Origin of the sequence: Paraburkholderia sp. JPY419, assembly GCF_050435705.1 — a bacterium.
Classification (GTDB): domain Bacteria; phylum Pseudomonadota; class Gammaproteobacteria; order Burkholderiales; family Burkholderiaceae; genus Paraburkholderia; species Paraburkholderia youngii.
The window spans coordinates 34,656-58,332 of sequence record NZ_JBNDKV010000001.1 but is presented as its reverse complement, the minus strand read 5'-3'; the positions used below and the strand labels follow the sequence as shown (position 1 = coordinate 58,332).

Here is a 23,677-nt window from a genome sequence, read left to right as displayed (position 1 = left end):
ATGCACGTGCCCAATCGACATGCGGTCATGGTAGATTTTCAGCGCTGCCATGCTAATCGTATGCGCCATCCATAGCAGGCAACCATAGGTCGAAATCCGTTACGCCTTTTCAATTGCAACCGGAATGACTGGAGAACAACAATGCTCTTCTTTAATGATGGTTTCACATTCCCGAATTTTCTGGCCGACGTTTTTTCCATCTTCATCTTTATTCTGTGGTTCTGGCTGTTGATCACGGTGTCGAGTGACCTGTTCCGCCGCCATGACGTGTCCGGATGGGGCAAGGTTCTGTGGGTGATTTTCCTGATCATCCTGCCGTATATCGGCATCTTCGCGTATCTGCTCACGCAGCATCGCGGCATGGCGGAACGCGATCAGGCGCGGGCCAGGCAGATGCGCGAAGATTTGCGCAATGTGGTGGGCTTCAGTGTCGCCGATGAAATCGACAAGCTCGACAAGCTGAAGGCGTCCGGTTCCATTTCTGCGGACGAGCACTCGCGTCTGCGCGCGAAGCTCGTGCAGTAAGCGTCGGTTACCTCAGTGCAGCCATCGGCGAGCGGGCGCATTGCCCGTGTCGCCTTGGCTTTTGCGCGGTGAGGGTTTCCCGATCGACGCGCGATCGAACGTAACGGGAGGAACCCATGCTTGCCCGAGTCGCCCACGTTCGAAACGCTGGTGCGCGAACGGCACGGGCGCCGCTGGTTTTGCGCCGCGCCGCGCTCACGTGCGTGACGGCGTTGATGCTCGCGGCTTGCGCGCAACCGTGGCAGCAATTCCAGGCTGGCCAGGATCAAGCGGCGATCATAGCCCGCATGGGTCCGCCGCGCGAAACCTATGACCTGCCCGGAGGCGGCCGCAGGCTGATGTGGCCGACCCAGCCGATGGGCTCGACCACCGTCGCCGCCGACATCGACGCTATAGGCAAGATCGTGAGCGTGCGTCAAGTGTTGCAGTTGAGCGAATTCAATCGCGCGGAAATCGGCAAATGGACGCGCGAGGATGTGCTGACCAATTTCGGCCGCCCCGTGCAGACGCAGTTTTTCCGGCTCTCGCAACGCGAAGTCTGGTCGTACCGTTACATCGAAAACAACATCAACCACATGCTGTTCAATTTTGCGTTCGACACCAACGGCGTGTTGCGCGCGACGCAGCGCTCGCCCGATCCATTGCGGGATCGCGATTTGCGACGGTTCTGAACCGCAAGCTATAGCAACGACTCAATTGGCATAATCGACAGCATCCATACACCGAGCCGCGCGTACCACGTCGCATTCGGTTCGGTATCGAGGCGGGTTTCGACGCCGTCGTTGGTTTCGATCCAGTACAGCTTGCCGTTTGCGTCGAGATGCACCGCGTACGCGACTGTCGGCAGCAAAGCGAGAAATTTTCGATCGACCCGCGTCGCGAGATCGGGGCTGTCGATCACGAGGCCAAGCTCGGTATTCAGATGCGCGGAGCGCGGATCGAAGTTGAACGAACCGACGAAAACCCGCTGGGAATCGGCGATGAAAGTTTTCGCATGCAAGCTCGAACCTGAGCTGCCGAACGGCCCCGGCGACTGTTCTTTCTTCTGGGTGACGCCCGCCACGCGCCGCAATTCATACAGGTGCACGCCGTTTTGCAGCAACTCGACGCGCCGCCTGATATAGCCCGAGTGCACGGCGGCGACATCGGTCGCTTCGAGCGCGTTCGTCAACACGCGCACATCGACGCCCTGGGCGGCGAGGCCGCTCAGAAACTGCGTGCCCGTATTCGCCGGCACGAAATAGGGCGAGACGAGGTCGAGCGACTTCGTCGGCTGGCCCATCACTTCACGTAGCTGGTGCGGAATCAGCGCTTCCGGCGGCGCGTCGTTCAAGCCTTTCGCGGGGTCGTCGCTGATCATCTTCGTTTTGGCCCAATCGAGCGGCAGCTTGTGGTCGAGCAGGTTCTGCACGACGCGCGGACCGCGCAGCGCTTCCTTGTACTCCGCGGCGGCGGGGGCCTGTTCGATCGCCTGCGCATCACGCTCGAGCGTGGCCAGTTCATCGACGCTCTCGTGCGGCAGAATCTTGTCGACCGGATACGCCGACGCGCTGGCCCAGTAGCGGTCGAAATCGCGCGACACATCGGCCGCGGCCGGTCCGATCGCGAGGACATCGAGGTCGGCGAAGACGACGCCGTCGGTGGCATCGAAATACTCGTCGCCGATGTTGCGGCCGCCGAGGATCGTCGCGGTGGCGTCGGCGGTCAGTGACTTGTTGTGCATGCGCCGATTGGCGCGCGAGAAGTCGGTTACAAAGCCGAGAAATTTCGGGCTGCGCACGACGAACGGGTTGAACAGGCGTACCTCGATGTTCGGATGCGAGTTGAGCGCCGAGAGTGTCGGGTCGAGCGCGGACGCGATGCCGAGATCGTCGAGCAGCAGGCGCACCCGCACGCCCCGGTCCGCCGCTTCGTGGATCTGTTCGAGCAGCAGCGTGCCGGTCAGATCGTCGCGCCAGATGTAGTACTGGATGTCGAGCGTGCGTTGCGCGGAACGGATCAGGTCCATGCGCGCGGCAAACGCGACATGCGCATCCGCCAGCGGATAAATGCCCGCCAGCCCCGTGTGCGCGGCCAACTCGGGCGCGACCGCGCGACCGAGATCCGTGGTGGCCGCCACCGCGGGCGACAACGCATGCGACTCCTTGCGGTCCTCGAGCGACGGTAACCGCGCGCAGCCGGCGAGCAGGCTTGCGCACAGCAGCGCGCACAGCGCGCCCTTCCATCGACGATGCGGAAACGACGGGTGGGGTATCTGCGCTTGCATGGAGTCCAGGTCTTCCTTTGGGTCGCGCGTTCTTGCACGCAGCTTGCATTGGTTGAGAAGAATACTATGAGCGCATATCCATCGGTGCGCCGCCCGACGCTCTTGTTGCGCCAGGCGCTTTGTCCGATGATACGAGCAGGCTGCGCGAATTCGAACGGGGGCCAACCCGGCTGCGCATCGGCCGCACGGTTTCCGTGCGAGCGAGCGTGATCCGCTTCGCGTCAGCGTAAAGGGTCGCCAGGAGGCGTAAAAGGTCCGGTTCACGGCGCCTTCGAGTATTTCGCCCCACTGTGGAGTCGAGCAACGTGAAGATCTCCCGCTTGCTGCTGGCTAGCGTGCTGCTTTTCGTGGCGGGCACCGTGCTGCAGATGATATGGCCGCTCGCGCAGCCGGCCTCGTATCACCACTTCGCCGATCAGCGCTCGCTGGGGCCGCTGCACAATGCGGCGGACGTGCTCTCGAACGTCGTCATTCTGATCGCCGGCGTGCTCTGTCTGCGCTGGGTCACGCGGCATGCGTCGAACCAGCCGGCGCAATTCCCCGGCATGGTCGTCGCCGCGATCGGGCTGCTGTTCACCGCATTCGGTTCGGCTTACTACCACATGGCGCCGAACGACGCGACGCTCGTCTGGGATCGCCTGCCGATGACGATCGTGTTCGCCGGCATCCTCGCGATGCTATGGACGTCGTGGAGCGGACAGCGCGTCGGCTGGGCGCAGATGCTGATCATGGTGGTCGTGTCGCCCGCTACCGTCGGCTACTGGCTGGTATTCAACAGCCTGTGGCCTTACGCGATTCTTCAGTTCGGCGGCCTCATGCTGATCGTCGGCATGACGCTCACGCGCAAGGTGGACGGCGTGATCGCATGGACGCTCGTGATCGTCTTCTACGGGGTCGCGAAGATTTTCGAAAGCCTCGATTGGCAGATATGGGAGCTCACGCATCACGTGATCGCCGGCCATGCGTTGAAGCATGTGTCGAGCGGTCTTGCCGGCGCGTCGATGATTCTGGTCGCGAACACGGCGCCGCGCTCCGTCGCGGGCATCATGCCGCGCCGGCCGGGCGGCATCGGGCATTCGGGTACGCCGCGTTGAAGCCGCGTCACGGCGAAGTGATGCGGCCTGCGGCCGATGTTACTGCGGCTCGTACCACGAATACGTCGCCAACGTGCTCACCGGCGGCGTGCCGATCTGCAGCGTGATGTCGCGCAACGATGTCAGTTCGATATTGCGCAAGTCGCCCATATAGCGGCGCGAATCGCCGTTGTCGTTGATATACGCGACCACGTCGCCCATGATGCCCGCGACGTTCGTGCTCGTCAGCGGCTCGCCCCAGATATCGAAGAAGTCGCCGAGCGTATAGGTCTTTGCGTTCGGCGCTTCCATATGGATGATGCCGGTGTTGTCGTGCGTGTGCATTTCATACGTGCATTGCGACAGGATGCCGACGTTCGCCGGCAACGCGAGCCATTGCCCGTCCTTGATGATCGCGAGGTGCGCGTGCACGTGGTACAGCACATTCATGTTCGGCGCGCAGGTCAGGCCGTCGACCGGCGAGCCGTTGCCGCCCGTCGACGTCGTGCCGTTCGGCCAGAACGACGAGCCGACCACGCCTCCGAAGACGAGCGTGATCGGGTTCGGGTCGAACGGCGGCGGATCGGTCCACGTATAGGTGGGCACTTGTGTGACAGGCGTGCCGGCCATGATCGTGATTTCGTCGTGCGGCTTCAGCACGAGGCTCGCGGGGTCGCCCGTGTATTGCGTGAGCGTGCCGCCGTCGTTCACGTAGATCGAGACCGGCGAGGCGGTCAGACCGGCCACGTTCGACGCACTCAGCGGCTCTCCCCAGATCGAGAAGAACTGGCCGAGCGTATAGGTCGCGCCGGTCGTCGCGTCCATATGGATCTTGCCGCTCGAATCGACCGTGTGCACCGGATACGCGCAGCCAGTCGGCGCGGTGATGGTCGGCTCGACCATGCCGATGTTGGGCGGCAGCGTCAGGAGTTGCCCGTTCTGGTAGATCGAGACGTGCGCATACGTGTACGCGGTGCTGCGCAACGCGCAGTTCAGTCCGCCGACGGGCTGACCGGTTCCGCCCGCTGAGGTGGCGCCCGCGGGCCAGATGGCGGCGCCGAGTGTCGCGCCGTCGATGATCGGCGTCGCGGCGGCGAGCTTGGGCGTCGTCGCGCTCGCGTCCGATGCGCCCGACGGGCTCGACGCCGGAGTTGGACTTGATGTCGGTGTCGGACTCGATGCGGGCGCGGGACTCGATGCGGGGGTGGTCGCTCCCGCCGCGCCGTTCGAGCCGGTGCCGCCCGGCTCCGCGCCGCTGCCGCCACCTCCGCCGCCACAAGCGGACAATGTCCAGATCAGACCGAATGCGACGAATCGCGACCCCAGCCGTTGCAGCATCTCGTTCTCCATGCCGTGAATTGAGAGGGATGCGTGCAGCGGACATCGCGCACAGACCTAGTGCGGACATCGCACCGCCACGCGCGGCGCGGGCTTCACTGCGTGGATTTGACCAAGCGCTACCACCGCGTGGCGCAGGCGCTCGCGTCGGATCACGTCAGGTGATTGAAACCGATTAAAACAGCGTAACAGATGGTTTCACGAGCGAATGCGGCTCATCACAACGTTCCGCGACATTCTGCTGGCGCATTTCGAGGTATCGGCCTGGAGTTTGCGGACGGAACGATCTGGCGCGCTTTATATGTGAGCTGTCATCGTTCTGTGCGAAGATCGGTTCTGTCCATCGCGCGGCCTGCTGTGTAAGGGGCTCGTACGGCGGGCGCGTGCGCGGCGATCGCCGTCGTCCTCGGGTCGAGCGCGGGCGCACCTGTTTGCGGATTCATGGAGCACTGACCAATGACCGACAGATTGCAAGCGTCCGTATACGTAGTGCTGCTGCTGCTGATTGTGGGCTGGTTGCTGTATATCGGGCGTGCGGTTTTCGTGCCGATCGTGTTCGGCGCGATCGCGGTGTACCTGGTGGTCGACCTCACGCGGCTGCTGCAACGCATTCCGCTGATCGGCCCGCGGCTGCCGGTGCAGTTGCGCTATGGGCTGTCGATGTTCCTGATCTGCGCCGCGATTTTCTTCGCGGTCGACATGCTGGTCGCCAACTATGACGCGCTCGTCGCGCTCGCGCCGCGCTACCAGGACTCGGTCTTGCTGATGATCCACAAGATCTCGACGCTGCTGCACCTCGAAAGCGAGCCGACCTGGGAGTCACTGCGGCGGAACATACTCACGCAACTCAACATTCAGGCGATGGTGACGGGCCTGCTGGCGTCGCTCTCGTCGATGATCATCGACCTGTTCGTGATCGTGCTGTATGCGAGTTTTCTGCTGTTCGAGCGCCGCACGTTCGGCGACAAGCTGGCGAACATGACCGCCAATTCGACCAACGCGGCGCGCATCCGGGGCGTGGTCATCGACATCAACCGGCGCATTGGCGCGTATCTCGCGCTGAAGACGTTTCTCGGCGTGCTGCTCGGCGGGCTCTGCTGGCTCGCGATGCGCAGCGTCGGCCTCGAGTTCGCCGGGCTGTGGGCGATACTGACCGCGCTGCTGAACTATGTGCCATATATCGGCTCGGTGCTCGCGGTTGCGTTCCCGGTGCTGATGTCGGTACTGCAGTTCGGCGACGTGAATTCGGTCCTGATCGTGCTGGTTTCGCTGTCCGCGATTCACTTCGTGATCGGCAATATTCTCGATCCGTATCTGACGGGCAATTCGCTGAACCTGAGCCCGTTCGCGATTGTCGCGAGCATGGCGGTGTGGTCGGCGTTGTGGGGCGTGCCGGGCGCCTTTCTCGCGGTGCCGATCACCGCCAGCATGACGATCATTTTCTCCGAGTTCGAAATGACGCGGCCGGTCGCGGTGCTGCTGTCGAAAAACGGCCGGCTCACTTACGGCAAGACCGAGCAGACCGCTTGAAGCGGTTGCCGCGGCGGCCCTTTCACCAGCGTGTTCTTCGACGAGCCGTTCCAATGCGAACTCATGTCCCGCTCACACGACCCTGAACTCCAGCCCCTCTTCCGATCCCGGGCAGCGCCGAAGCGCTCGAAGATCCGGCGTTGTTGCGCCGCCTGCTGCGCGCGAAAGACCGCATCGATGCCGCGTCGCACGAAGCCTGGCCGGTGCGGCGCCTGGCTGAAGTAAGCGGCGTGTCGGAAGCGCACTTCGCGCGTTCGTTCAAGCGGGCCTTCGGCGTGCCGCCGCACCGCTATCTGTTGACGCGGCGTATCGAGCAAGCCACCACGCTGCTGCGTGACACCGACCTCGGCATCACGGACATCGCGTTCGCGACCGGCTGGGAAAGCCTCGGCACGTTCGGCCGCGTGTTTCGCGACATCACCGGCCTGAGCCCGAGCGAGATGCGCGTGCAGGCACGCGCCAATCAGACCGAACTCGATCGCGTGCCCGCCTGTGTGCTGAAGGCCGCGCAACGTCCGGACCTGACGACCGCGGTTCTGGAAAAGCGCCGCCGCGCGAACGGCGACGCTGCCGAGCCTCCTGCCAGCGAGAAAACATGAATCAGGCAGTGCTCGCGCCCGCCGCGCCTTGATGCCGGAATCCGCATATTCGATGCGGCTTCCAACCAAGACCCGCCCATTTCGACTTCCTATACTCGTTCGATCAAGCCCGGTGCCACGGCGCCGCCATTTCTGGAAGGAAGTTATGTCGACGATTCCCGCGCGTAGAGCGAGGCCTTGCATATCGAGGGCGTGCGCTATGGCCTGTCGGCCGAGAGCGCGGCCAAGATCGACATCGTGCGTGAAGCCGGCTTGAAGCCGCTGGAGATTTTCAAGCGCGCCGGGGTCAAGATGGGCTTCGGTTCCGATCTGCTCGGCCCGGGCCATCGGATGCAAAGCGACAAGTTTTCGATCCGCGCACAAGTGCTGCCCCCCGCCGAGATCATCGGCAGGCGCGATCTGAGTTGTCTGACGGGCCAGGGCGAGCGTATCCCGCTGGTGATGAAGGGCCGGCGCGTCGAGTTCAACGAATTGCATTGAACCGGCGCGCGAGCCGAGCGCAGTTCTGGAGAAGCGCCGCCCGGTGCTCGGCGATACAGTCGAGCCCTCAACCACCGAGGGAGGAGTCATGAATCAGGGTATCGATGTGGTCGGTTTGTACGTCGACGATCAGGACGCGGCGCTTTCGTTCTACGTCGACAAGCTCGGCTTTCGCGTCCACACGGACGTGCGCAACGGCGCTTACCGCTGGCTCACGGTCCAGCACCCGGAGCAGCCGACTTTCCAGTTGGGCCTGTTCGTGCCGGGGCCGCCGATCCACGATGAGGCGACCGCGCAAACGCTGCGCGCGATGGTCGCGAAGGGAGCGATGCCGCCGCTGGTGCTCTGCGTTGCCGACTGTCGGGCGAGCTACGCGCAGTTGAAGGCGCGCGGCGTGGAATTCACGCAGGAGCCGGTGGATCGTTTCGGCAGCGTCGATGCGGGCTTTCGCGATCCGGCGGGCAATGGATGGAAGATGATCCAGGCGGCGGCGGAGAAGTGAGCGTAAGCGATCCGCGCGGCGCGTAGTCACAAACGGCCGGCGCCAAGTCGCACGATCGCGACGCGTTCGCCGGCCGTCCCACCTACGGGACCGATGGCCTAATCGGGTATCACTGCTGATGCTGCTGCAGATACTGCCGCACGTCGTTCAACGTCACACGACCCGAATGCGCGCTATCGATCTCGTCAAAATGCCTCGCGATATAGCCGAGCCCATTGCTTTGCGCCTGAGCCTTGGTGATCGACGAGCCGTTGCTGAGCACCGAATTCGCGCCCAGCCTGCTCTCCATGCGCTGCTGAGCCTGCTGCTGCAATGTCGAGCCGGTGGTCGGCGCGACCGCGCTAGCACGGTTATGAGGAAAGAACGGACCGTCGACGCCGTGTCCGCCGTGGGGTAGCGTCACGGGCGCGACCGGCTGAGGCGGCAGCGCGTGCGCACTACCGACGACCACACCGAGGACGATCAACGCCAGCGTACGTCGCAAGATATCGATTGAAGACATGATCACTCGCCATAAAAAGTAGTCGGAGGGTCTCGCGCGAAGCGAAACCACCATCGATCAGGGCGCGGCCGCGGCGACCGCCTCGCTCGTCGGCGTGGCGGCGGGCGCTTCGTCGGCCCACGGCTGCGGCAGCGTCGCGAGCGTGAGTGCGCCCGCTATCGGCGTGCCACCATAGAAGGCCGCCAGGTCCGCCTTCATCTGCGGGCGCGCCACGTCATCCAGATAAATCATATGCCCGCCCTGGAAGAAGTTGACCTGCAGATTCGGATTGAGGCCCTGCACCGTCTTCAGTCGCGCCAGCTGCTTCTCGGTATTGAAGAACGGCGTGGCCAGATCGTGGTAGCCGTTTTCCGCCAGCACCTTCAGTTGCGGATTCAGCTTCAGTGCGCCGAGCAGATCGGGGATCGTGTCGGGCAGCGGCTGACCGCCGTGCGAGAAATTCCACGCCTCGATGACCGCGTCGTTCAGCGGCATATACGCGGCGTTCGGTGCGGTGTAGCCGAGGTAATCCGGCATCTGCGTGGCCAACGCATTGGTGAACGGCAGCGAGATCAGGATGTCCGACGGGTCGCCGTCGCTTTGCAGGCGCGGGTCCGAGTTGGGCAACGACACGCGACCATCGTAGCGGCCGATGGTCGAGCCCGGCACCAGCGTGAGGTTGAACGGATCGATGTTGAAGTAACCCTGCATCGCCTGCAACGTGAGGCCGGATTCGGCGTCCCAGAACTTCTCGAGCCACGTCGGCGGGAAGTTCGGCGGTCCCGCGTAAGTGGGCGCGCCGAGCTGGCTCAACGTCCAGTACAGCGAATAGTTCTTGAACAGGTTGTAGTTGGCGGTCACGAACGCCTCGCTGCGAAGCGCGTAAGCCGCCTGATTCACTGGCGCGGGCGACACCTGGTTGTAGTACGCCGCGACCTGGGCATAGCCCGGCATGTAGCCGCTCAACGTATCGGTTTCGAGCGCGAGCTGATTGGGCGAACCCGTGATCGCCACCGCCTCGATCGCATCCGCGAAGTAGTTGAGGATCGAGGACTGCAGCGTGATCCCTGTGAGGTGCACGCCGGCCGATTCGAGCGCGAGCGCGAGGATGTCGGTGCGAGGCGTGCCGTACGATTCACCGTACAGATAGATCGGCGAGCTGCTGCGCGAATTGACCGTCAGGTAGCGGACGATGAAGTCACGCATGATGTTCGCGTCCGCATCGGTGCTCCAGTAGGTCTGGTTGGTGTTCGGCAAGATCGCTTCGGAGAGGCCCGTGCCCGGCGGATCGATGAACACGAGATCGGTCGTGTCGATCAGGCTTTCGGTGTTGTTCACGAGCGGGTAGTTCGGCCAACTGGTGCCGTTCAGCAGCGGATCGGCGGTCGCGACGCGCGTCGGCGCGAACGATCCGAGCCGCAGCCAGATCGACGAAGAGCCCGGCCCGCCGTTATAGACGAACGTGACGGGACGCGGTTTGCCATCCGTGCTCGGCGCCGTGTAGGCGACATAAGACATCGTCGCTTCGGGTGCGCCGCTCGTCAGATCCATTGCGGTCAGATGGCCGGTGGTCGTCGTGTAGTTGATGGTGGTGCTGCCGGACGTCCATTGGTAGTGCATGATCGCCGCTTTCTCCGCGACCAGTGACGAGGCAATGCCGGACGTCGCGCTCGTCGAATAGGTGGTGAGATCGGTGTAGGGCTGATTGGCGGACGGCGTCTGCGGCGCGGATGCGGCTTGCGCCTGCTTGGCGACCTGCGCCATGCTGCCTGGGACCGCCGACGCCGACGAACCTCCATCGCTGCCGCCGCATCCGGCGACGATCACGATTCCGAGTGTCAGCACGCTTAGCGCGGCTAGCCGTCCATGACGACGGACGCGGCCATCGTCGGTACTCTTTCTGTCTGGTTTCATCTCGTTCCCTGGTGAGTGATACCGCTACACAAAGGCCGCTTTTCCCCGGTCGCGAGCGTTGGAGATCGAATAACCCGCACCGCACTCGAAGGCACGCAGCGCTTGCATGGACAGCTTTTCCGAATTCATTGATTCAAATTGCTTGCGTTGATATTTCTATTTGCTTTCCAGAGTTATCGATTGAATGGGCAAAGGAATTCCCTGTCGATTTATCTCGACATTTCAAGAGAAATCTAAAATTGAATCTTTCCGGTGCTTACAGCAAGAGTGAAAATAGAATGCGAAATGAGGTCTTGTCAAGGATGGAGCGGTGATTATGCTATTCGGGATAAAGAGCGTCTGTCAGCGAGCACCGGTGCGGTCTCGGCGGCTTGGCGCGGAGAAATGCTGTCCGGATTTATCCGCATTGCATTGAATTTTCGTGGGAAAGTCGTCGGAATTAATCGCGTTTCAAAAAATAGAATTAAATGGTAAATTTAACCGGTGCAAACGTATCCTCCATCGAATTGAAAAGGCGATATTCGAGTCACGCCCGTGGCCGAATTCGATACCAGGTAAGAATCACCGCCAGCAAGAACGCGACATAGGCGACCACGAACACCCACGGTGGAAAGTCGTAGTACAGCCAGGCGCTTACCCACCGCTGTATGAAGCCTTGCGGACCAGCCGTGCCCGTGCGCAGATAGTCCTCCAGCACGGTCAACGGGCACGGCACATCGAGCACCGCGAGCATTGCGACGATACCGATGGCGAGAACATGCAGCGTACGAAACGCGCGATTGCGCGCCCACGGGAGTCGCAAACCGTGGGCGATCCAGATCGCGAGTAGTCCGCCGACGATAAACACCACGATCAGCGCGTGCAGCACGAGAACAACATTGGCGAGCCAGATCATTCTGCTTCCACTCGGGATGTATCTGGAATCATAAGGCCAAGCTCAGTGCACTCGCCTGAACATGCCGCGGCGCCTCACTGCCCATTGCCATACAGATCGAGCAGCATCAACGTCACACCATTGGTCCACCCGAAGCCGTCCTGCAGCGGATACTCGCCACCCCCGCCGCCGCCTTCCCCCGCACCTTCGACGATGTACTTCTCGACGAGCTTCTGCTGCGTGTTGTAGACGTTCTGGACGTCCGCGAGAAAGCGCGTGCCGATCGACTGAGCAAGATCGGTGCGTCCGTAGCGCTTGAGGCCCTGAATCGCGATCCAGTGCAACGGCGCCCAGCCGTTCGGTGCGTCCCATTGCTGCGTGGTGTTATAGATCGAGGTCGCGAGGCCGCCTTGCTTCAACAGCACGTTCTGCACGGTCTGCGCAGTCTTCCACGCGCGATCGGGCCACGCCACGCCGGCCATCAGCGGATACAGCATCGCCGGTGTCTGGTTGTCGCGTGACTTGCGCAGTTGCCAGTCGTAGTCGCCGTAGTAGCCGTTGCTATTCCACAGATAACGGTTGATGCCTTCCGCGCGACGTGCCGCGTAGCCGATGAACTGCGCGACGCAATGGAAGTCGCGTGTCGCCGAGCAGCCGCGCGCGATCGTCGTCTCGAGATGGAATAGCAGGCTGTTCAGATCAACGGGGATGATCGATGTCGTGCGCACCGTGGCGAGCGTCTGGTTGTCGCCGAACCAGCGTGAGCTGAAATCCCAGCCGCTTTCGGCGGTCGCGCGCAGATCGCGGTAGACCTGGTTGGCCGGCCGGCCGCTCGCCTGCGCGGTCTGCACGTCCTCGAGATAGGACTCGTCGCGCGGCGTGTCCAGCTCGTCCCAGTAGCGGTTCAGCACGGTGCCATCGTTGAGGACGACGACATTGCGCGTCGCGCCGCCGCGCGGCGTGCTGGCCGAACCCTGCATCCAGTACGCGTACTCCTTGCGCAGCTCGGGCAGGTACTTCTGATAAACCTTATTGCCTTCCTTTTGCGCCGCGAGCTCGACCATATACGAGTAGAACGGCGGTTGCGAGCGGCTCAGATAGTACGTGCGATTGCCGTTCGGGATATGACCGAACGTGTCGATCATGTACGCGAAGTTGTCGAGCATATCGTCGACGAGATCTTCACGTCCGGACTCCTGCAGCCCCAGCATCGTGAAATAGGTATCCCAGTAGTAGCCCTCGCGAAAGCGGCCGCCCGGCACGACGTACGGTTTGGGCATCGGGATCAGCGAGCTGTAGTCGGGCGCGCTCGTCGTCGTGCGCGTGAGGCCGCTCCAGAGCCAGTCGATGTGCTCGCGCAGACTCTGATTGGGCGGCGGCGTGATGCTCTGATCGGGCGGCGGAGTGAAGTACTGGCTGACGAATTTCTGCAGCGAAAAGCCGGGTTGGTTCTTTTGCGCTTCGTATAACTGCACGATCGCGGCGGGACTGCCATTCGGCGTCGAGTCGACGAACGTCTTCTGGTCGTTGAAGATCTGCGCGGTTTGCACGGCGACGAACAGATCGCCGTACAGGATGTCGGGCGCGGGCGGCAGCGCGGCGCCCACCTGGGTATCGGCCAGACAGCTCGCGGATGCGAAGACGAGCGTGGCGATGCACGCGATGCCGAGCGTGATCGGCGAACGTCGCGGCACGAAGTGGTCATTTAAGCTGGGGAAGAGATGCGTGCTGGATGCGGTGCTGCTGCGAGACAGTGATTGAGTGCTCATGATGCCTCCAAGGTTGTGGGCATGTCACTGGTCTCTTCGCACGCCATTCGACGTCGTCTCCCGACGACATGCGAGTCCGGCACTAGGTGGCCGGATCAATGGCCCCGAAAGCATCGCACGCTTTCGAAGCATCAGGCAACTGCAGCGCAGCACATCCTGTATGCACTCAGCATGAAGATCGAAACGTGATGAACGAAGGGGAAGATGCGCGCAATCGCGTATTTGCGCGTGCTTCGTGATTGGAAGCAATGGAAGCGATGAGCGCGAGCGATTCCGCGAGAAAAACCGCTCGCGGAGCAAGCGACGTACCCGCGTCGACCATTCTGCAGGCCGGCGCGGGCACGGGAGAACAACGAGAAATTTACTGCGCGAGAGGCTGTGTCACGTCCGTACCGAACCAGTGCATCGAGATCTTCTTGAGCGTGCCGTCCTGCTTCATTTGGGTCAGCGCATCGTCGAGTGCTTTTGCGAACTTCGGATTGTCCTTGCGGAACGGGATGCCCATTTCCTGGTCGGCGCCTTTCAGCACCGCGCCCGTACGCAGCGGCAATTGCGAGTTCTTGATGATGTAAGGCAGCATCAGCCTGTCGTCGATGGTGGCGTCGATACGCTTGGCCGCGAGATCGCGCAGCTTCTCGGGTGCGCCCGGATAAGTCTGCACGTTGATGCCGGGTACTGCGCGCGCCATCTGGTCGTAGTTGGTGCCGAGCGTCACGCCGATCTTCTTGTCGCCCTTGAATTCGTCGAGCGATTTGAACTCACGCTTGTCGTCCGCGCGTTGAATCAGCTGCGCGGCCGAGTACGTGTATGGCTGGCTGAAATCAAGAACCTGTTTGCGTTGCGGGGTAATGGTGACCTGATTGATGATGACGTCGAATTTGCCACTCTGCAGCGCCGCGATAATGCCGCTCCACTCGGTCGGAATAAACTCCGGTTTTACCCCGAGCTTCGCCGCCACGGCTTTTGCGACATCGACGTCGAAGCCTTCCAGTTGACCGTCCTTGTTGCGCGAGTCGAACGGCGGATAGGTGCCTTCCAGACCGATCTTCAGGACTCCAGCCTGTTTGACCGAGTCGAGCAGATCTTCGGCATGAGCCGCGATTGCGGTAAAGCTGAAGGCGGAGATGGCCAGCGCGTTAATCAGCAGCTTCGAAAGTTTCATTGAGTGTCTCCTCTGTACTTGAGTATCAGGCTGCACGACGCAACGATTTCATCATCGTGTGCACACTCTCGACTGTCTCGTTTCGTGGATCATGTCGGGGTGCGGCGTCATCCTAGCACTCCAAAAGTCGTCTGTTTTATCTTTGTTCGGAGGCGGTGGAGCGACGCTTCGAGACCACGATGATGCCAATCAGTCAATTCGTGAAGACACCCTACGCCCTCACCACGGTCACCCCGGCCGCCTCGATCGGCTTCGTCAATTCCGCGCTGGTCTTCTTCTCGACCACGATGGTCTGCGCGAGCGTGATATCACCGATCACGAAGCGCGACGCGGCGTTCAGTTTCGACGACGACGCGAGCACGACCGTCTCCGCCGCGCGCGCGGCGAGCGCGCGCTTGATCGCGGCTTCCTCGAAGTCGCCGGTGGTGAGCCCTGCGCTCGGATGCACGCCGGTCACGCCCATGAAGTACAGGTCGGCATGGATGCGCGAAATGCCTTCCATTGCCGCGGCGCCGACGGCCACGATCGAATGCTTGTAGAGCCGCCCGCCAATCAGGATAACTTCGACGCAAGGATGCGCGGCCAGCGCCGTCGCGACGCTCGGGCTATGCGTGACGATGGTCGCGTGCAGATCGGCCGGCAGTTCCCGGACCAGTAGCGCCGACGTGGTGCCGCCGTCGACGATCACGGTTTGCCCCGGCGCGATCAGCTCGACCGCTCGCCGCGCGATGCGCCGCTTGGCGAGCGTCTCGATGTCCTGACGCTGCTCGAATGACGCGAGTGCGGCAGACGCCGGCAACGCGCCGCCGTGGACCCGCTGCAAGCGCCCCTCCGCGGCCAGTTCGCGCAGATCGCGGCGGATCGTATCTTCCGACACGCCAAACGCCACGCTCAGCTCGCCTGCGAGCACCTGCCCGTTGCGCGCGAGCTCGTCGAGGATCGCTTTCTTGCGTTGGGTGGTCAACATTGGATTGCACGAAATCGCTTGAAATTGCATGAAGTTGCACGATACCATGAATCATTGTCGATGATCGACAGGAGGGCAACATGACTGCAACGAAAGACCGGGTTCGCATCGTCGCCACGACCTTGCTGTCGGACGACTGGTACACGCTGAAAAAGGTGACGTTCGACTTCCTGCGCCGCGACGGCACATGGCAGCGCCAGAACCGCGAGACCTACGATCGCGGCAACGGCGCGACGATCCTGCTGCACAGCCCGCGCACCGGCAACGTGATGCTCACGCGACAATTCCGCATGCCCGCGTTCGTGAACGGTCACGACGGCATGATGATCGAAGCGCCGGGCGGATTGCTCGACGACGCTTCGCCGGAAGAGCGCATCCGGCTCGAAGTCGAGGAGGAAACGGGGTATCGCGTCGGCGCGGTCCACAAGATTTTCGAGGCCTACATGAGCCCGGGGTCCGTGACCGAAAAGCTCCACTTCTATGTCGGCGAGTACGAGGCGTCGATGCGCGTCCACGATGGCGGCGGCGTCGAAGATGAAGGGGAAGATGTCGAGGTGATCGAAATGCCGTTGCAAGCCGCGTTGCAAGCGGTCGAGGCAGGGGAAATCGTCGACGGCAAGACGATCATGCTATTGCAGTACGTCGCTTTACGTGGGTTTGCGTCAGCGCGGGCAGCCTAGTTGCGTCGCGAGTTCGTGCAGATCGCCGACGACGAAGTCCCATGCCTCGTTCGCCTTCAGATCGCTCGTCTGCTGAGGGCCATGCTCGGTGGGCCGCAGCACGAACGCGGTGCTCAGACCGACGCGCCGGGCGGCGGCGAGATCGTTGTTATGCGCGGCAACGAGGCATAGCTCGCGCGGTGCGATGCCGAGGATTTCCGCCGTTTCGCTATACACCCGCGGCGAGGGCTTATAAGCGCGGACGACTTCGGCGCCGAGAATGGCATCCCACGGCAGACCGGCACGCTTTGCGATGTCCACCATCAGGCGAATGTTGCCATTCGATAGCGGCGCGATGATGAAGCGCCCCTTCAGGCGCTGCAATGCATCGACGGAATCGGGCCACGGGTCCAGCCGATGCCAGGCGAGGTTCAACTCATCGATCTCGGGCTCGGTAACGTCGACGATGCCGAAACGCGTCAGCACTTTGACGAGGTTTTCCCGGTGCAGCACGTCGAGTCTTACATACGGTCTGCGTCCGCTATGCACTTCTTCCATCGCAGGCGAATACTCGCGTCGCCACGCGTCCGCGAAATCGGATGCGTCGAGATTCGGTGCGTACCGCTGCAGAAACGGTTGCGCTTCACGCGCGACGCCGCTTCGCCAGTCAACCACGGTTCCGAAGACATCGAACACGAATGCTTTGATGGTGGTTTGGCTGGTAGAGTCGATGCCCATGATCGTCCTTTGCGGGTATGGCGAGAACAATCCATCTTAGGCGAAGAGAAAGCACGCGTTGCTAGCATCGCGGCCGAGTGTACAAGGCTCGTAATGAACGAGGCGCCGCAGGTGCTGAGAGCCGTCCAGGGTTTTGCCTGGTCTCGCGCGTGTCGATTCCCGCAGCGGCGGCCCGTCGTGACAGTATGTTCAACCCCTCCAGTGAAAGGCACACTCATGGCTACCGGAACCGTCAAATTTCACCGTGTTTTGCGCACGACGCCCGAGCGTATCTATCGAGCGTTCCTCGAACCCGCCGCGATGGCGAAATGGCTGCCGCCGTATGGTTTCACCTGCGACGTGCATCAGATGGATGCGCGCGTCGGCGGCACCTACAGGATGTCGTTTCATAACTTCGGCTCGGGCAAGGGTCACTCGTTCGGCGGCGAATACCTCGAATTGGTGCCGTTCGAAAAGATCCGCTACTCGGACTATTTCGACGATCCGAATCTGCCCGGTCAGATGCATACGACCGTTTCGTTGCGGCAGGTGTCGTGCGGAACTGAACTGAACATCGTGCAGGAGGGCATCCCCGAGATGATTCCGGTCGAGATGTGTTACCTCGGCTGGCAGGAGTCGCTCGCGCAGCTTGCGAAGCTGGTCGAGCCGGAGATTCCGGACTGACATTCAATACCAGTCGCGTGCTGCGTCATCCAGCAAATGTGCGAGCCCGGCGCGGTCCGAAACCGCGCCGCTCGCACTCAATCAGGGAAGGTTCGGCATTTTGACGGGCGCGCCGGCTACATCGTCGGAATCACACTCGGCGACTCCAGATGGCTCTCCACCCGCTTGATGCCGGGCACGTTTTCCGCGGCGATGCGGATCGCGCGCTTCTCCTCTTCGGATTCGATGATGCCCCACAGATGCGCGACGCCGTCCTTGACGAATACACCTTGTTTCGCGAGCCCCCAGCGCTGTCCGTGCATCTCGCGCACGATTGCGTCGCGCAGGCTCGCATCGTCGTGCGAGCCCGTGTCGATTATCGGCTCGGCGGAAGCGAGCGCGCGGATCAGGTTAGAGCGGCTGACGATGCCGACGAGCTGCGCATCCTTCAGCACTGGCACGCGTTTCAGATGCCGGCGTTCCATCAGGTCGGCGATCTGGTGCAGCGGCATGTCTTCGGGAATCGAAATGACGTTCTCGCACATCACGTCGCCGACCACATGCCCATGCTCCTTGATATACCTCGCGGCCTGCTCGCGCGCCGACGACGACAGCAGTTCGAGCCACCATCGACGTTTGCCGTGCCCGGTGCCGTTTTCCACACGATGCAGCAGATCGCCCTGGCTGACGATGCCTATCACCTGCCCATTGGCGCCGAGCACCGGCATGCCGCTGATGTGGTGATCGACGAATAGCTTCGCTGCGTCGTGGATAGTCATATCCGGTGTGGCGGTAATGACCGAAGAAGTCATGATGTCGAGCGCGCGCATGTTCTTCTCCTGTGCGGGCCGCGACGGGTCCTCATCGGTTGCACGCGTCGCGCGAGGTCGGCAGACGCACCGGGGGACAAGGCCGCGGTGCTGAGGCGCCTTGAGTGTAGGTTAACTTTACCGGCTGGTATGCAACACAAGGCAGATCTTCCCGCTGCTGATGGACTACGACCAAGTCGGCGCCGAACCATATTCAATACCTGATTAACGATAGGGTCGGTTTCAACCGGGATGTCGTTTAGTGCAATGCAGCAATTCGAGGTCGACACGGAGTGTGGGCGGCGAGCTGTGCGCGGAATCACCCACGCGATTTCGGCATTCGTCGTCGCAGCGAGCGGTTCTGAATCGCTGTCGCGGCAGAGGCGTTCCTACCGCTGGCATTGTTTAAGCTTGAATTAAGCAACGCGACCTACGCTTCGAACCGTAGCAGGAGAGGAAAAAACGGCGCGACGGAGTGCCCCTTTCCGCCGAGCTACGCACGTAACAACTCGGGGCATCCCCGGCAGAAAGAGGTTGAGATGATGTACTTGATTACCGACCTGAAAATGGTCGAAAGCTACGGTCGCATCAAGGCTGACAGCGGCAATGACGCGCTGCATGAGTTTGCGCTCAGCGAGGGCTTCGTCGACCTGATGGAGCTTGCCTCCGCCCGGCCCGCGTTCGCCAACGACTTGCTCGCTGTTCAACTGCAATAAGGAGACTGACGTGGCCATAACTTTGGGGCAGGCGCTGGTGCACGCCGAGCAGTTGGAAGTCCACGGCGTGATTTCCAAGACGTCGCAGGCGCTCATCCGGCTGATGCAGGAGTACCGAGCCGTAGTCGGCGTGGAACAATACGAGCAGGTTATCGAGGAAGCGGGCCTGGCTCATCCGGAGCCGCAGTGACCCGCTTTGCGCATCCTGAACCAAGAAAAAAGCACTACTGATGCGTGCGGTGCCGGCGGGAATTTGTGCGCATTCTCGCCGACACTGAAACCGCCAAACCTCCAAAAGCCGCACTTAGCCGCTAAAAAATAAAACCGGTGTTCACGAACTTCGAGTGATGATTCGAGACCATCGTGTCGAGCAGCGTCTTGTTCAAGTCGGTCTCCTTGGCTGCGACCATGGACCGGATCGAGAACGCGCGCAATGCATCTGTGACCGATAGCGTGCCTTCCGCCGAATCCTTGCGGCCCGCAAACGGAAAGACGTCTGGGCCTCGCTGGCACTGGCTGTTGAGATTGACACGGCACACCTGGTTGACGAGCGGGTCGACCAGCGCGCCAATCTGGGCGGCGTCGGTGCCGAAAATGCTGACCTGCTGACCGTGGTCCGAAGTGATGACATATTCGAGCGGTGTATCGATGTCATCGAACGGCACGACCGGGATGATTGGTCCGAACTGCTCTTCACGATAGAGCATCATCCCTTCCTTGACGGGGTACACCACGGCCGGATAGAAAAGCGTTTTGCAGAACACGCCACCACCTTCATTCACGACCGCCGCGCCTTTTGCTTTCGCATCGTCAATCGCCTGAGTCATGTAGGCTGTACGATGCATGCCAGGCAGCGGTGTAATGGACACACCCTTTTCCCACGGCATACCAACCTTGAGATTCTTGAGCGCTGCGTTGAAGCGTTCCAGAAACGTATCGACGATCGAGCGGTGCACCATCAGGATCTTGAGCGCTGTGCACCGTTGACCATTGAACGACAACGTACCGAGCAGACATTCTTTCACGGCGAGGTCTATGTCGGCATCAGCCAGCACGATCGCGGCGTTTTTGGCGTCAAGGCCGAGAACGGCGCGGAGCCGATGCGACTTCGGGTGCTGCTTTTTCAGATGGTCTGCAACCTTGCTCGAGCCGATCAGGGCAAGCACGTCGATCTTTCCCGAGGCGAGCATGTGTGGCACGACCACCGCGCCCGGTGCATAAATCGTGTTGATGACGCCCTTCGGAAAAGCGGAGCGGAATGCCTCGAGCAGCGGGAAGAACAGCAGCGTGCCATATTGGGGCGGCTTGAATACGACGGTGTTGCCCATCAGCAATGCGGGAATGAGCGTCGCGAACGTTTCGTTCAGCGGATAGTTGTAAGGCCCCATGCACAGTACGACGCCAAGCGGTGTGCGGCGAATCTGGCCGATGGTGCCCTCGGCGATGACAAAGCGCGAGTTGCTATTGTCCAGCTCCTTTAGCGCCGAGATCGTGTCTTGCATATAGCTGATGGTGCGGTCGAACTCCTTCTGTGAATCGGCAAGGCTCTTGCCGATTTCCCACATGATCAGATTCACAATCTCATCGCGCCTGGCCGCCATCAGACGAATGAAGTCCTGCATGCAACCGATGCGCTGCGCGACCGTCATCGTCGGCCACTCACCGCGGCCGTGGTCGTAGGCTCGCACGGCGGCGTCGAGCGCGGCATCGCTCTCGACTTCGCCCATGACGGGATAACTGCCGATTACGACCTGTTCAGCGTCGCCGGAGGCTTGTCGCACGCAGACCGGAGATAGCACGGTCTTGCAGTTTCCATCCCATGCCTTCAGTTCTCCATCGACGAGCGAGACGCGCTGATGAATGGGCTCCGCCAGGCGGGCGGTCTCTGGAATATCGTCGGTGACTGGAAACAACTGCTGGAGGTTTTCGAAGTCGATACTTGCCACGTTTCGCTCCCATGTTCGTGCAGTACGCGGTAGGCGCAAGACACAGACAGAAGCATAGCCAATGGCGGCAGAGTTGGAGCCGAACCGTGTCCAACATCAATCAGGAGCGGCGGAAGCGTCCTCGAAACCGGATTCGATGAGATTCATCATCGTAGCCTGCAATTCGACCAGCGGCGTAGCAGTCACTGCAGTCGCTACTCCGTCGGATTTCGGGAGCAGTCCAACGAATGCCGCAATGCCGGTTCCGCATGCCGCTATGAGTAGGGCGGCAGCCAGTACGGCTACGCTGCCGCGCACCGCTTGCCTGGGAACGAATTCCGCAAAACATCGCATGATGGCTATCTCCGATTGACGCAGCTTCTGCAAGCAAAGGCCGTGCCGACGTAGCGAGCTGCCAGGCAAGCGTGCCACTGGAAGGCTGCATACGCGTCGGCTGCTCACGCGACAGCGGCAACGTGGATTCGATGGTGGGATTCACCAGACAGTTTGAGCGGGCCGAGAGGTCCGAAACCAACACGTTTCCGCGGAGAATCGGGCGCTTCGACCTTGACGGCGACGCATGCAACATCCTGTGACAGGGAAAGACGGCAGCGTGTAAGCCTCGCGATAGTTCATTCATTGCGAAGTCCGACGCGACGCCTCTGCGGCATGCGCGCACGATTTACTGTTTCCTCCTACCGAACAGCTGTACTAACATCGAGTAACGGTTCGAGCACTGACGACCGGGCGGGGCCGGGAGGCAAATTGCCTCCTCCTGGAGGACCAAGATGAAACAAAACTCGTCTCGGGAAATCGTCGAACTGCTGACCAAAGTAGCCGGGCGGGCCGCCATGCATGTGCCCAGGGGGCAGACCCGCAGGAGTGCGTCGATAGCGATCGACCAGCTCGAAGAGATCAAGCGCAGCGCGGCGTTTGCTCGCCAATATGAATCAGCACCGGAACCGCTACGCGAACTGGTGATGAGGCGGGCCGTAGAAGTCCATGACCTGGCGACTGCTCAAGACTACGCGAGCGCCCTCAATGCCCTCAAAGCGGTAGTCGATTTCCTTTATCAACATCTGGTAGACGACTCCGGCTCAGCAACGCCACCGAGCAAACTGGCAAGCATCGACTTGAATGCCGTTCACAGGGCTCTTCAATTCGGAGGTCTTCCGGGACAGTCGCAGCAAGACCCCGATGACGACAACCCGCCGCCAGTGCGTCGCTGAACTTGCCAAGGATAACCGCCGATGCTCTCGGGCCTATCGAAACTACTGGACAAAGCATTTATCCTCGGCTTCTTTTTGCCAGCCCTGCTTGGCTTTACAGGTTTTCTCGCAGCTAATGCGGACATCCCGCTGTTCGGCGATTTGCTGAACAAAGCGACCTCGGACAGCGAAAAGGTCGGCGGCTTGTTTACTTTCCTCATAATCGTATGGGTTCTATCGCTGCTCTTGATGGTGCTGAACAACTGGTTTTATCAGGTCCTCGAAGGATACAAATGGCCATTCAATCGAGAGGCCTGGAAGCGCGATGAGCGCGACCGCCGCAATCGTCAGCTGGGCCTTATAGAACGCCTCCGTACCGAACTCGATACTGAGAACAGTACGATCGAGCGGCTCAAAGCCTCAAAGCAATCGTCGGAATACAGAAAAGCCGAATTGAACAGAGCCACCGTAAGGGCGAGGCTGTATCGCACTCAGGAGCGCAACGCGCGTGATTTCCCTCGCTACGAAAACCTCGTTCTTTCTACGGCCTTTGGGAACACGTTGCGTGCATTCGAGGGTTACTCGAGCGAAGTCTACAAGGTCGACAGCATATTCGTCTGGCCGCGTCTTCTAGCCGTGATCCCAAAGGACTATCAGGCAATCATTGCGGACGCGAGAGCTCCAGTTGACTTTCTGGTCGGACTCGTCGTTATGGGTTCATTGACGTCCATCTTTACGTTCGTGCGAGCGCTTGACATCTGGCTTGCGGACGGGCTGGGCGGAAATTACGTGTTAGCCGATCTTTTGCAGAATGCCGCGATTGCGGCCGCTATTGCGGTAATCGCGTATCGGCTGGCGATTCTTGAGGCAAGAAGCTGGGGCGACGTTGTCAAATCGGCGTTTGACCTTTATCTGCCGGCACTCGCCGAGCAGTTAGGTTTTGTTCTTCCGACGTCCCAGGCCGCGCAGCAGGAGTTTTGGGCCGCATGGAGCACGCAGTTCCGCTTTCATGCACCGGCAAATACCGCGTGGTGGACACGTGTCCAGCCGGCGACGCCACCAGCAACGACCCAGGCGGATTGGGAGGCGACAGACTCCGCAGGCGAAAGCGACGAGATGCGCGGAGGTTGAGAGGCAACTGCGCTGCCTTTTATTTCAGCCTGGAGTTGCGTGCACCATGACACCACAGTTCGATACCGATTTGCGGACCAGACTGGTGAGAGTCTACGGTCGTGTGCAGGGGGTAGGTTACCGGCAGGCTTGCATCGAGGAGGCCACGGCTCGAGGGATCACGGGTTGGGTGCGCAACCGGATGGATGGTTCGGTCGAAGCTGTGTTGCAAGGGCGCGCTCAAGACCTCGAGCGAATCTGCGACTGGCTGGTCGACGGTGCGCATGGAGCGCTGGTGGACCGCCTGGAAATCAAGGAACTGTCGCCACCGGTAGCCAGGTTCGATGAATTCAAGCTGGCCGCGACGGTCTAGTTCGGGTCACGCTACGA

At 61.3% G+C, this 23,677-nt stretch carries 26 protein-coding genes; 14 read left to right on the top strand and 12 right to left on the bottom strand.

Annotated features, from left to right (window positions below; genetic code table 11):
• Positions 1-141 precede the first annotated feature (141 nt).
• Both QFZ91_RS00305 and QFZ91_RS00300 read left to right on the top strand, forming a co-directional pair.
• Positions 142-525: a PLDc N-terminal domain-containing protein gene (locus tag QFZ91_RS00305; RefSeq protein ID WP_176111522.1), complete on the top strand. Its 384-nt coding sequence runs from the start codon at positions 142-144 to the stop codon at positions 523-525.
• Between the two features lie 116 nt (positions 526-641).
• A complete protein-coding gene (locus tag QFZ91_RS00300; RefSeq protein WP_429565819.1) occupies positions 642-1,196 on the top strand; it encodes a hypothetical protein in 555 nt (184 codons plus the stop codon).
• 8 nt (positions 1,197-1,204) lie between these two features.
• Here QFZ91_RS00300 and QFZ91_RS00295 read toward each other — a convergent pair whose 3' ends face one another.
• Entirely contained in the window at positions 1,205-2,791 is a 1,587-nt protein-coding gene (locus tag QFZ91_RS00295) for a phospholipase D family protein (protein ID WP_429565818.1), read from the bottom strand.
• A 305-nt stretch (positions 2,792-3,096) separates the two neighbouring features.
• Between QFZ91_RS00295 and QFZ91_RS00290 the strand changes: the two genes are divergently transcribed.
• Positions 3,097-3,885: a hypothetical protein gene (locus tag QFZ91_RS00290; protein ID WP_176378495.1), complete on the top strand. Its 789-nt coding sequence runs from the start codon at positions 3,097-3,099 to the stop codon at positions 3,883-3,885.
• Positions 3,886-3,924: 39 nt separating this feature from the next.
• Here QFZ91_RS00290 and QFZ91_RS00285 read toward each other — a convergent pair whose 3' ends face one another.
• Positions 3,925-5,202, bottom strand: a complete 1,278-nt coding sequence (locus QFZ91_RS00285; protein WP_429565817.1) for a hypothetical protein — start codon at positions 5,200-5,202, stop codon at positions 3,925-3,927.
• 456 nt (positions 5,203-5,658) lie between these two features.
• Here QFZ91_RS00285 and QFZ91_RS00280 point away from each other — a divergent pair, with 456 nt between their 5' ends.
• The 4 genes from QFZ91_RS00280 (at position 5,659) to QFZ91_RS00265 (ending at position 8,313) form a co-directional block, all read left to right on the top strand.
• Positions 5,659-6,732, top strand: a complete 1,074-nt coding sequence (locus QFZ91_RS00280) for an AI-2E family transporter (protein WP_176111517.1) — start codon at positions 5,659-5,661, stop codon at positions 6,730-6,732.
• 104 nt (positions 6,733-6,836) lie between these two features.
• Positions 6,837-7,331, top strand: a complete 495-nt coding sequence (locus tag QFZ91_RS00275; RefSeq protein WP_429566621.1) for a helix-turn-helix domain-containing protein — start codon at positions 6,837-6,839, stop codon at positions 7,329-7,331.
• A 177-nt stretch (positions 7,332-7,508) separates the two neighbouring features.
• Positions 7,509-7,811: a hypothetical protein gene (locus tag QFZ91_RS00270; RefSeq protein ID WP_429565816.1), complete on the top strand. Its 303-nt coding sequence runs from the start codon at positions 7,509-7,511 to the stop codon at positions 7,809-7,811.
• Between the two features lie 88 nt (positions 7,812-7,899).
• Positions 7,900-8,313 (top strand): VOC family protein, encoded by a 414-nt coding sequence (locus QFZ91_RS00265; RefSeq protein ID WP_429565815.1) that lies wholly within the window; start codon positions 7,900-7,902, stop codon positions 8,311-8,313.
• Between the two features lie 109 nt (positions 8,314-8,422).
• Here QFZ91_RS00265 and QFZ91_RS00260 read toward each other — a convergent pair whose 3' ends face one another.
• The 6 genes from QFZ91_RS00260 to QFZ91_RS00235 form a co-directional block, all read right to left on the bottom strand.
• Positions 8,423-8,815 carry a 2-oxoglutarate dehydrogenase gene (locus tag QFZ91_RS00260; RefSeq protein WP_184227037.1) on the bottom strand — a complete coding sequence of 131 codons (393 nt, stop codon included), beginning with the start codon at positions 8,813-8,815 and terminating at the stop codon, positions 8,423-8,425.
• Between the two features lie 57 nt (positions 8,816-8,872).
• The gene (locus QFZ91_RS00255; protein ID WP_429565814.1) at positions 8,873-10,708 is read right to left on the bottom strand and encodes a S10 family serine carboxypeptidase-like protein; all 1,836 of its coding nucleotides are present in this window, start codon (positions 10,706-10,708) and stop codon (positions 8,873-8,875) included.
• A gap of 526 nt (positions 10,709-11,234) precedes the next feature.
• On the bottom strand, positions 11,235-11,603 hold the full coding sequence (locus QFZ91_RS00250) for a DUF2784 domain-containing protein (protein ID WP_429565813.1): 369 nt from the start codon (positions 11,601-11,603) through the stop codon (positions 11,235-11,237).
• A 74-nt stretch (positions 11,604-11,677) separates the two neighbouring features.
• Positions 11,678-13,351 carry an alpha,alpha-trehalase TreA gene (treA, locus tag QFZ91_RS00245; RefSeq protein WP_429565812.1) on the bottom strand — a complete coding sequence of 558 codons (1,674 nt, stop codon included), beginning with the start codon at positions 13,349-13,351 and terminating at the stop codon, positions 11,678-11,680.
• A gap of 361 nt (positions 13,352-13,712) precedes the next feature.
• Complete coding sequence (locus tag QFZ91_RS00240; protein ID WP_176111508.1) at positions 13,713-14,513, bottom strand: transporter substrate-binding domain-containing protein; 801 nt, start codon at positions 14,511-14,513, stop codon at positions 13,713-13,715.
• A gap of 211 nt (positions 14,514-14,724) precedes the next feature.
• Positions 14,725-15,480: a DeoR/GlpR family DNA-binding transcription regulator gene (locus QFZ91_RS00235; protein WP_176369357.1), complete on the bottom strand. Its 756-nt coding sequence runs from the start codon at positions 15,478-15,480 to the stop codon at positions 14,725-14,727.
• 80 nt (positions 15,481-15,560) lie between these two features.
• Here QFZ91_RS00235 and QFZ91_RS00230 point away from each other — a divergent pair, with 80 nt between their 5' ends.
• Positions 15,561-16,160 carry an NUDIX domain-containing protein gene (locus tag QFZ91_RS00230; protein ID WP_429565811.1) on the top strand — a complete coding sequence of 200 codons (600 nt, stop codon included), beginning with the start codon at positions 15,561-15,563 and terminating at the stop codon, positions 16,158-16,160.
• Here the strand turns inward: QFZ91_RS00230 and QFZ91_RS00225 are convergent.
• Entirely contained in the window at positions 16,143-16,877 is a 735-nt protein-coding gene (locus tag QFZ91_RS00225) for a haloacid dehalogenase type II (protein WP_429565810.1), read from the bottom strand. The genes QFZ91_RS00230 and QFZ91_RS00225 overlap by 18 nt on opposite strands.
• A 216-nt stretch (positions 16,878-17,093) precedes the next feature.
• Here QFZ91_RS00225 and QFZ91_RS00220 point away from each other — a divergent pair, with 216 nt between their 5' ends.
• Complete coding sequence (locus tag QFZ91_RS00220) at positions 17,094-17,540, top strand: SRPBCC family protein (RefSeq protein WP_176111504.1); 447 nt, start codon at positions 17,094-17,096, stop codon at positions 17,538-17,540.
• Between the two features lie 116 nt (positions 17,541-17,656).
• Here QFZ91_RS00220 and QFZ91_RS00215 read toward each other — a convergent pair whose 3' ends face one another.
• Positions 17,657-18,349, bottom strand: coding sequence for a CBS domain-containing protein (locus tag QFZ91_RS00215; protein WP_429565809.1), 693 nt, complete (start codon positions 18,347-18,349; stop codon positions 17,657-17,659).
• Between the two features lie 527 nt (positions 18,350-18,876).
• On the opposite strand from QFZ91_RS00215, the gene QFZ91_RS00210 reads away from it, so the two are divergent.
• Together QFZ91_RS00210 and QFZ91_RS00205 are read left to right on the top strand one after the other, a co-directional pair.
• Complete coding sequence (locus QFZ91_RS00210; RefSeq protein ID WP_176378148.1) at positions 18,877-19,044, top strand: hypothetical protein; 168 nt, start codon at positions 18,877-18,879, stop codon at positions 19,042-19,044.
• 10 nt (positions 19,045-19,054) lie between these two features.
• Positions 19,055-19,234, top strand: coding sequence for a hypothetical protein (locus tag QFZ91_RS00205; RefSeq protein WP_176111502.1), 180 nt, complete (start codon positions 19,055-19,057; stop codon positions 19,232-19,234).
• Between the two features lie 121 nt (positions 19,235-19,355).
• Here the strand turns inward: QFZ91_RS00205 and QFZ91_RS00200 are convergent, their stop codons facing one another.
• Positions 19,356-20,990, bottom strand: a complete 1,635-nt coding sequence (locus QFZ91_RS00200) for an NADP-dependent glyceraldehyde-3-phosphate dehydrogenase (protein WP_429565808.1) — start codon at positions 20,988-20,990, stop codon at positions 19,356-19,358.
• Between the two features lie 96 nt (positions 20,991-21,086).
• Entirely contained in the window at positions 21,087-21,356 is a 270-nt protein-coding gene (locus QFZ91_RS00195; RefSeq protein WP_429565807.1) for a hypothetical protein, read from the bottom strand.
• Positions 21,357-21,757: 401 nt separating this feature from the next.
• On the opposite strand from QFZ91_RS00195, the gene QFZ91_RS00190 reads away from it, so the two are divergent.
• Genes QFZ91_RS00190 through QFZ91_RS00180 form a run of 3 tightly spaced genes read left to right on the top strand, consistent with a single transcriptional unit; the run spans position 21,758 to position 23,660 of the window.
• A complete protein-coding gene (locus QFZ91_RS00190; RefSeq protein WP_429565806.1) occupies positions 21,758-22,198 on the top strand; it encodes a hypothetical protein in 441 nt (146 codons plus the stop codon).
• Positions 22,199-22,219: 21 nt separating this feature from the next.
• Entirely contained in the window at positions 22,220-23,308 is a 1,089-nt protein-coding gene (locus QFZ91_RS00185) for a hypothetical protein (RefSeq protein WP_429565805.1), read from the top strand.
• Between the two features lie 46 nt (positions 23,309-23,354).
• Positions 23,355-23,660, top strand: a complete 306-nt coding sequence (locus QFZ91_RS00180; protein ID WP_429565804.1) for an acylphosphatase — start codon at positions 23,355-23,357, stop codon at positions 23,658-23,660.
• Positions 23,661-23,677: the final 17 nt, after the last annotated feature.

Bases quoted from the DNA above. Each gene is read 5' to 3' on its own strand.
- QFZ91_RS00255 (WP_429565814.1), bottom strand. From the start codon at position 10,708: ATGAAACCAGACAGAAAGAGTACCGACGATGGCCGCGTCCGTCGTCAT.
- QFZ91_RS00295 (WP_429565818.1), bottom strand. From the start codon at position 2,791: ATGCAAGCGCAGATACCCCACCCGTCGTTTCCGCATCGTCGATGGAAG.
- QFZ91_RS00180 (WP_429565804.1), top strand. From the start codon at position 23,355: ATGACACCACAGTTCGATACCGATTTGCGGACCAGACTGGTGAGAGTC.
- treA (WP_429565812.1), bottom strand. From the start codon at position 13,351: ATGAGCACTCAATCACTGTCTCGCAGCAGCACCGCATCCAGCACGCAT.
- QFZ91_RS00265 (WP_429565815.1), top strand. From the start codon at position 7,900: ATGAATCAGGGTATCGATGTGGTCGGTTTGTACGTCGACGATCAGGAC.
- QFZ91_RS00300 (WP_429565819.1), top strand. From the start codon at position 642: ATGCTTGCCCGAGTCGCCCACGTTCGAAACGCTGGTGCGCGAACGGCA.
- QFZ91_RS00305 (WP_176111522.1), top strand. From the start codon at position 142: ATGCTCTTCTTTAATGATGGTTTCACATTCCCGAATTTTCTGGCCGAC.
- QFZ91_RS00215 (WP_429565809.1), bottom strand. From the start codon at position 18,349: ATGCGCGCGCTCGACATCATGACTTCTTCGGTCATTACCGCCACACCG.
- QFZ91_RS00190 (WP_429565806.1), top strand. From the start codon at position 21,758: ATGAAACAAAACTCGTCTCGGGAAATCGTCGAACTGCTGACCAAAGTA.
- QFZ91_RS00285 (WP_429565817.1), bottom strand. From the start codon at position 5,202: ATGCTGCAACGGCTGGGGTCGCGATTCGTCGCATTCGGTCTGATCTGG.
- QFZ91_RS00230 (WP_429565811.1), top strand. From the start codon at position 15,561: ATGACTGCAACGAAAGACCGGGTTCGCATCGTCGCCACGACCTTGCTG.
- QFZ91_RS00235 (WP_176369357.1), bottom strand. From the start codon at position 15,480: ATGTTGACCACCCAACGCAAGAAAGCGATCCTCGACGAGCTCGCGCGC.
- QFZ91_RS00220 (WP_176111504.1), top strand. From the start codon at position 17,094: ATGGCTACCGGAACCGTCAAATTTCACCGTGTTTTGCGCACGACGCCC.
- QFZ91_RS00225 (WP_429565810.1), bottom strand. From the start codon at position 16,877: ATGGGCATCGACTCTACCAGCCAAACCACCATCAAAGCATTCGTGTTC.
- QFZ91_RS00240 (WP_176111508.1), bottom strand. From the start codon at position 14,513: ATGAAACTTTCGAAGCTGCTGATTAACGCGCTGGCCATCTCCGCCTTC.
- QFZ91_RS00250 (WP_429565813.1), bottom strand. From the start codon at position 11,603: ATGATCTGGCTCGCCAATGTTGTTCTCGTGCTGCACGCGCTGATCGTG.
- QFZ91_RS00260 (WP_184227037.1), bottom strand. From the start codon at position 8,815: ATGTCTTCAATCGATATCTTGCGACGTACGCTGGCGTTGATCGTCCTC.
- QFZ91_RS00185 (WP_429565805.1), top strand. From the start codon at position 22,220: ATGCTCTCGGGCCTATCGAAACTACTGGACAAAGCATTTATCCTCGGC.
- QFZ91_RS00280 (WP_176111517.1), top strand. From the start codon at position 5,659: ATGACCGACAGATTGCAAGCGTCCGTATACGTAGTGCTGCTGCTGCTG.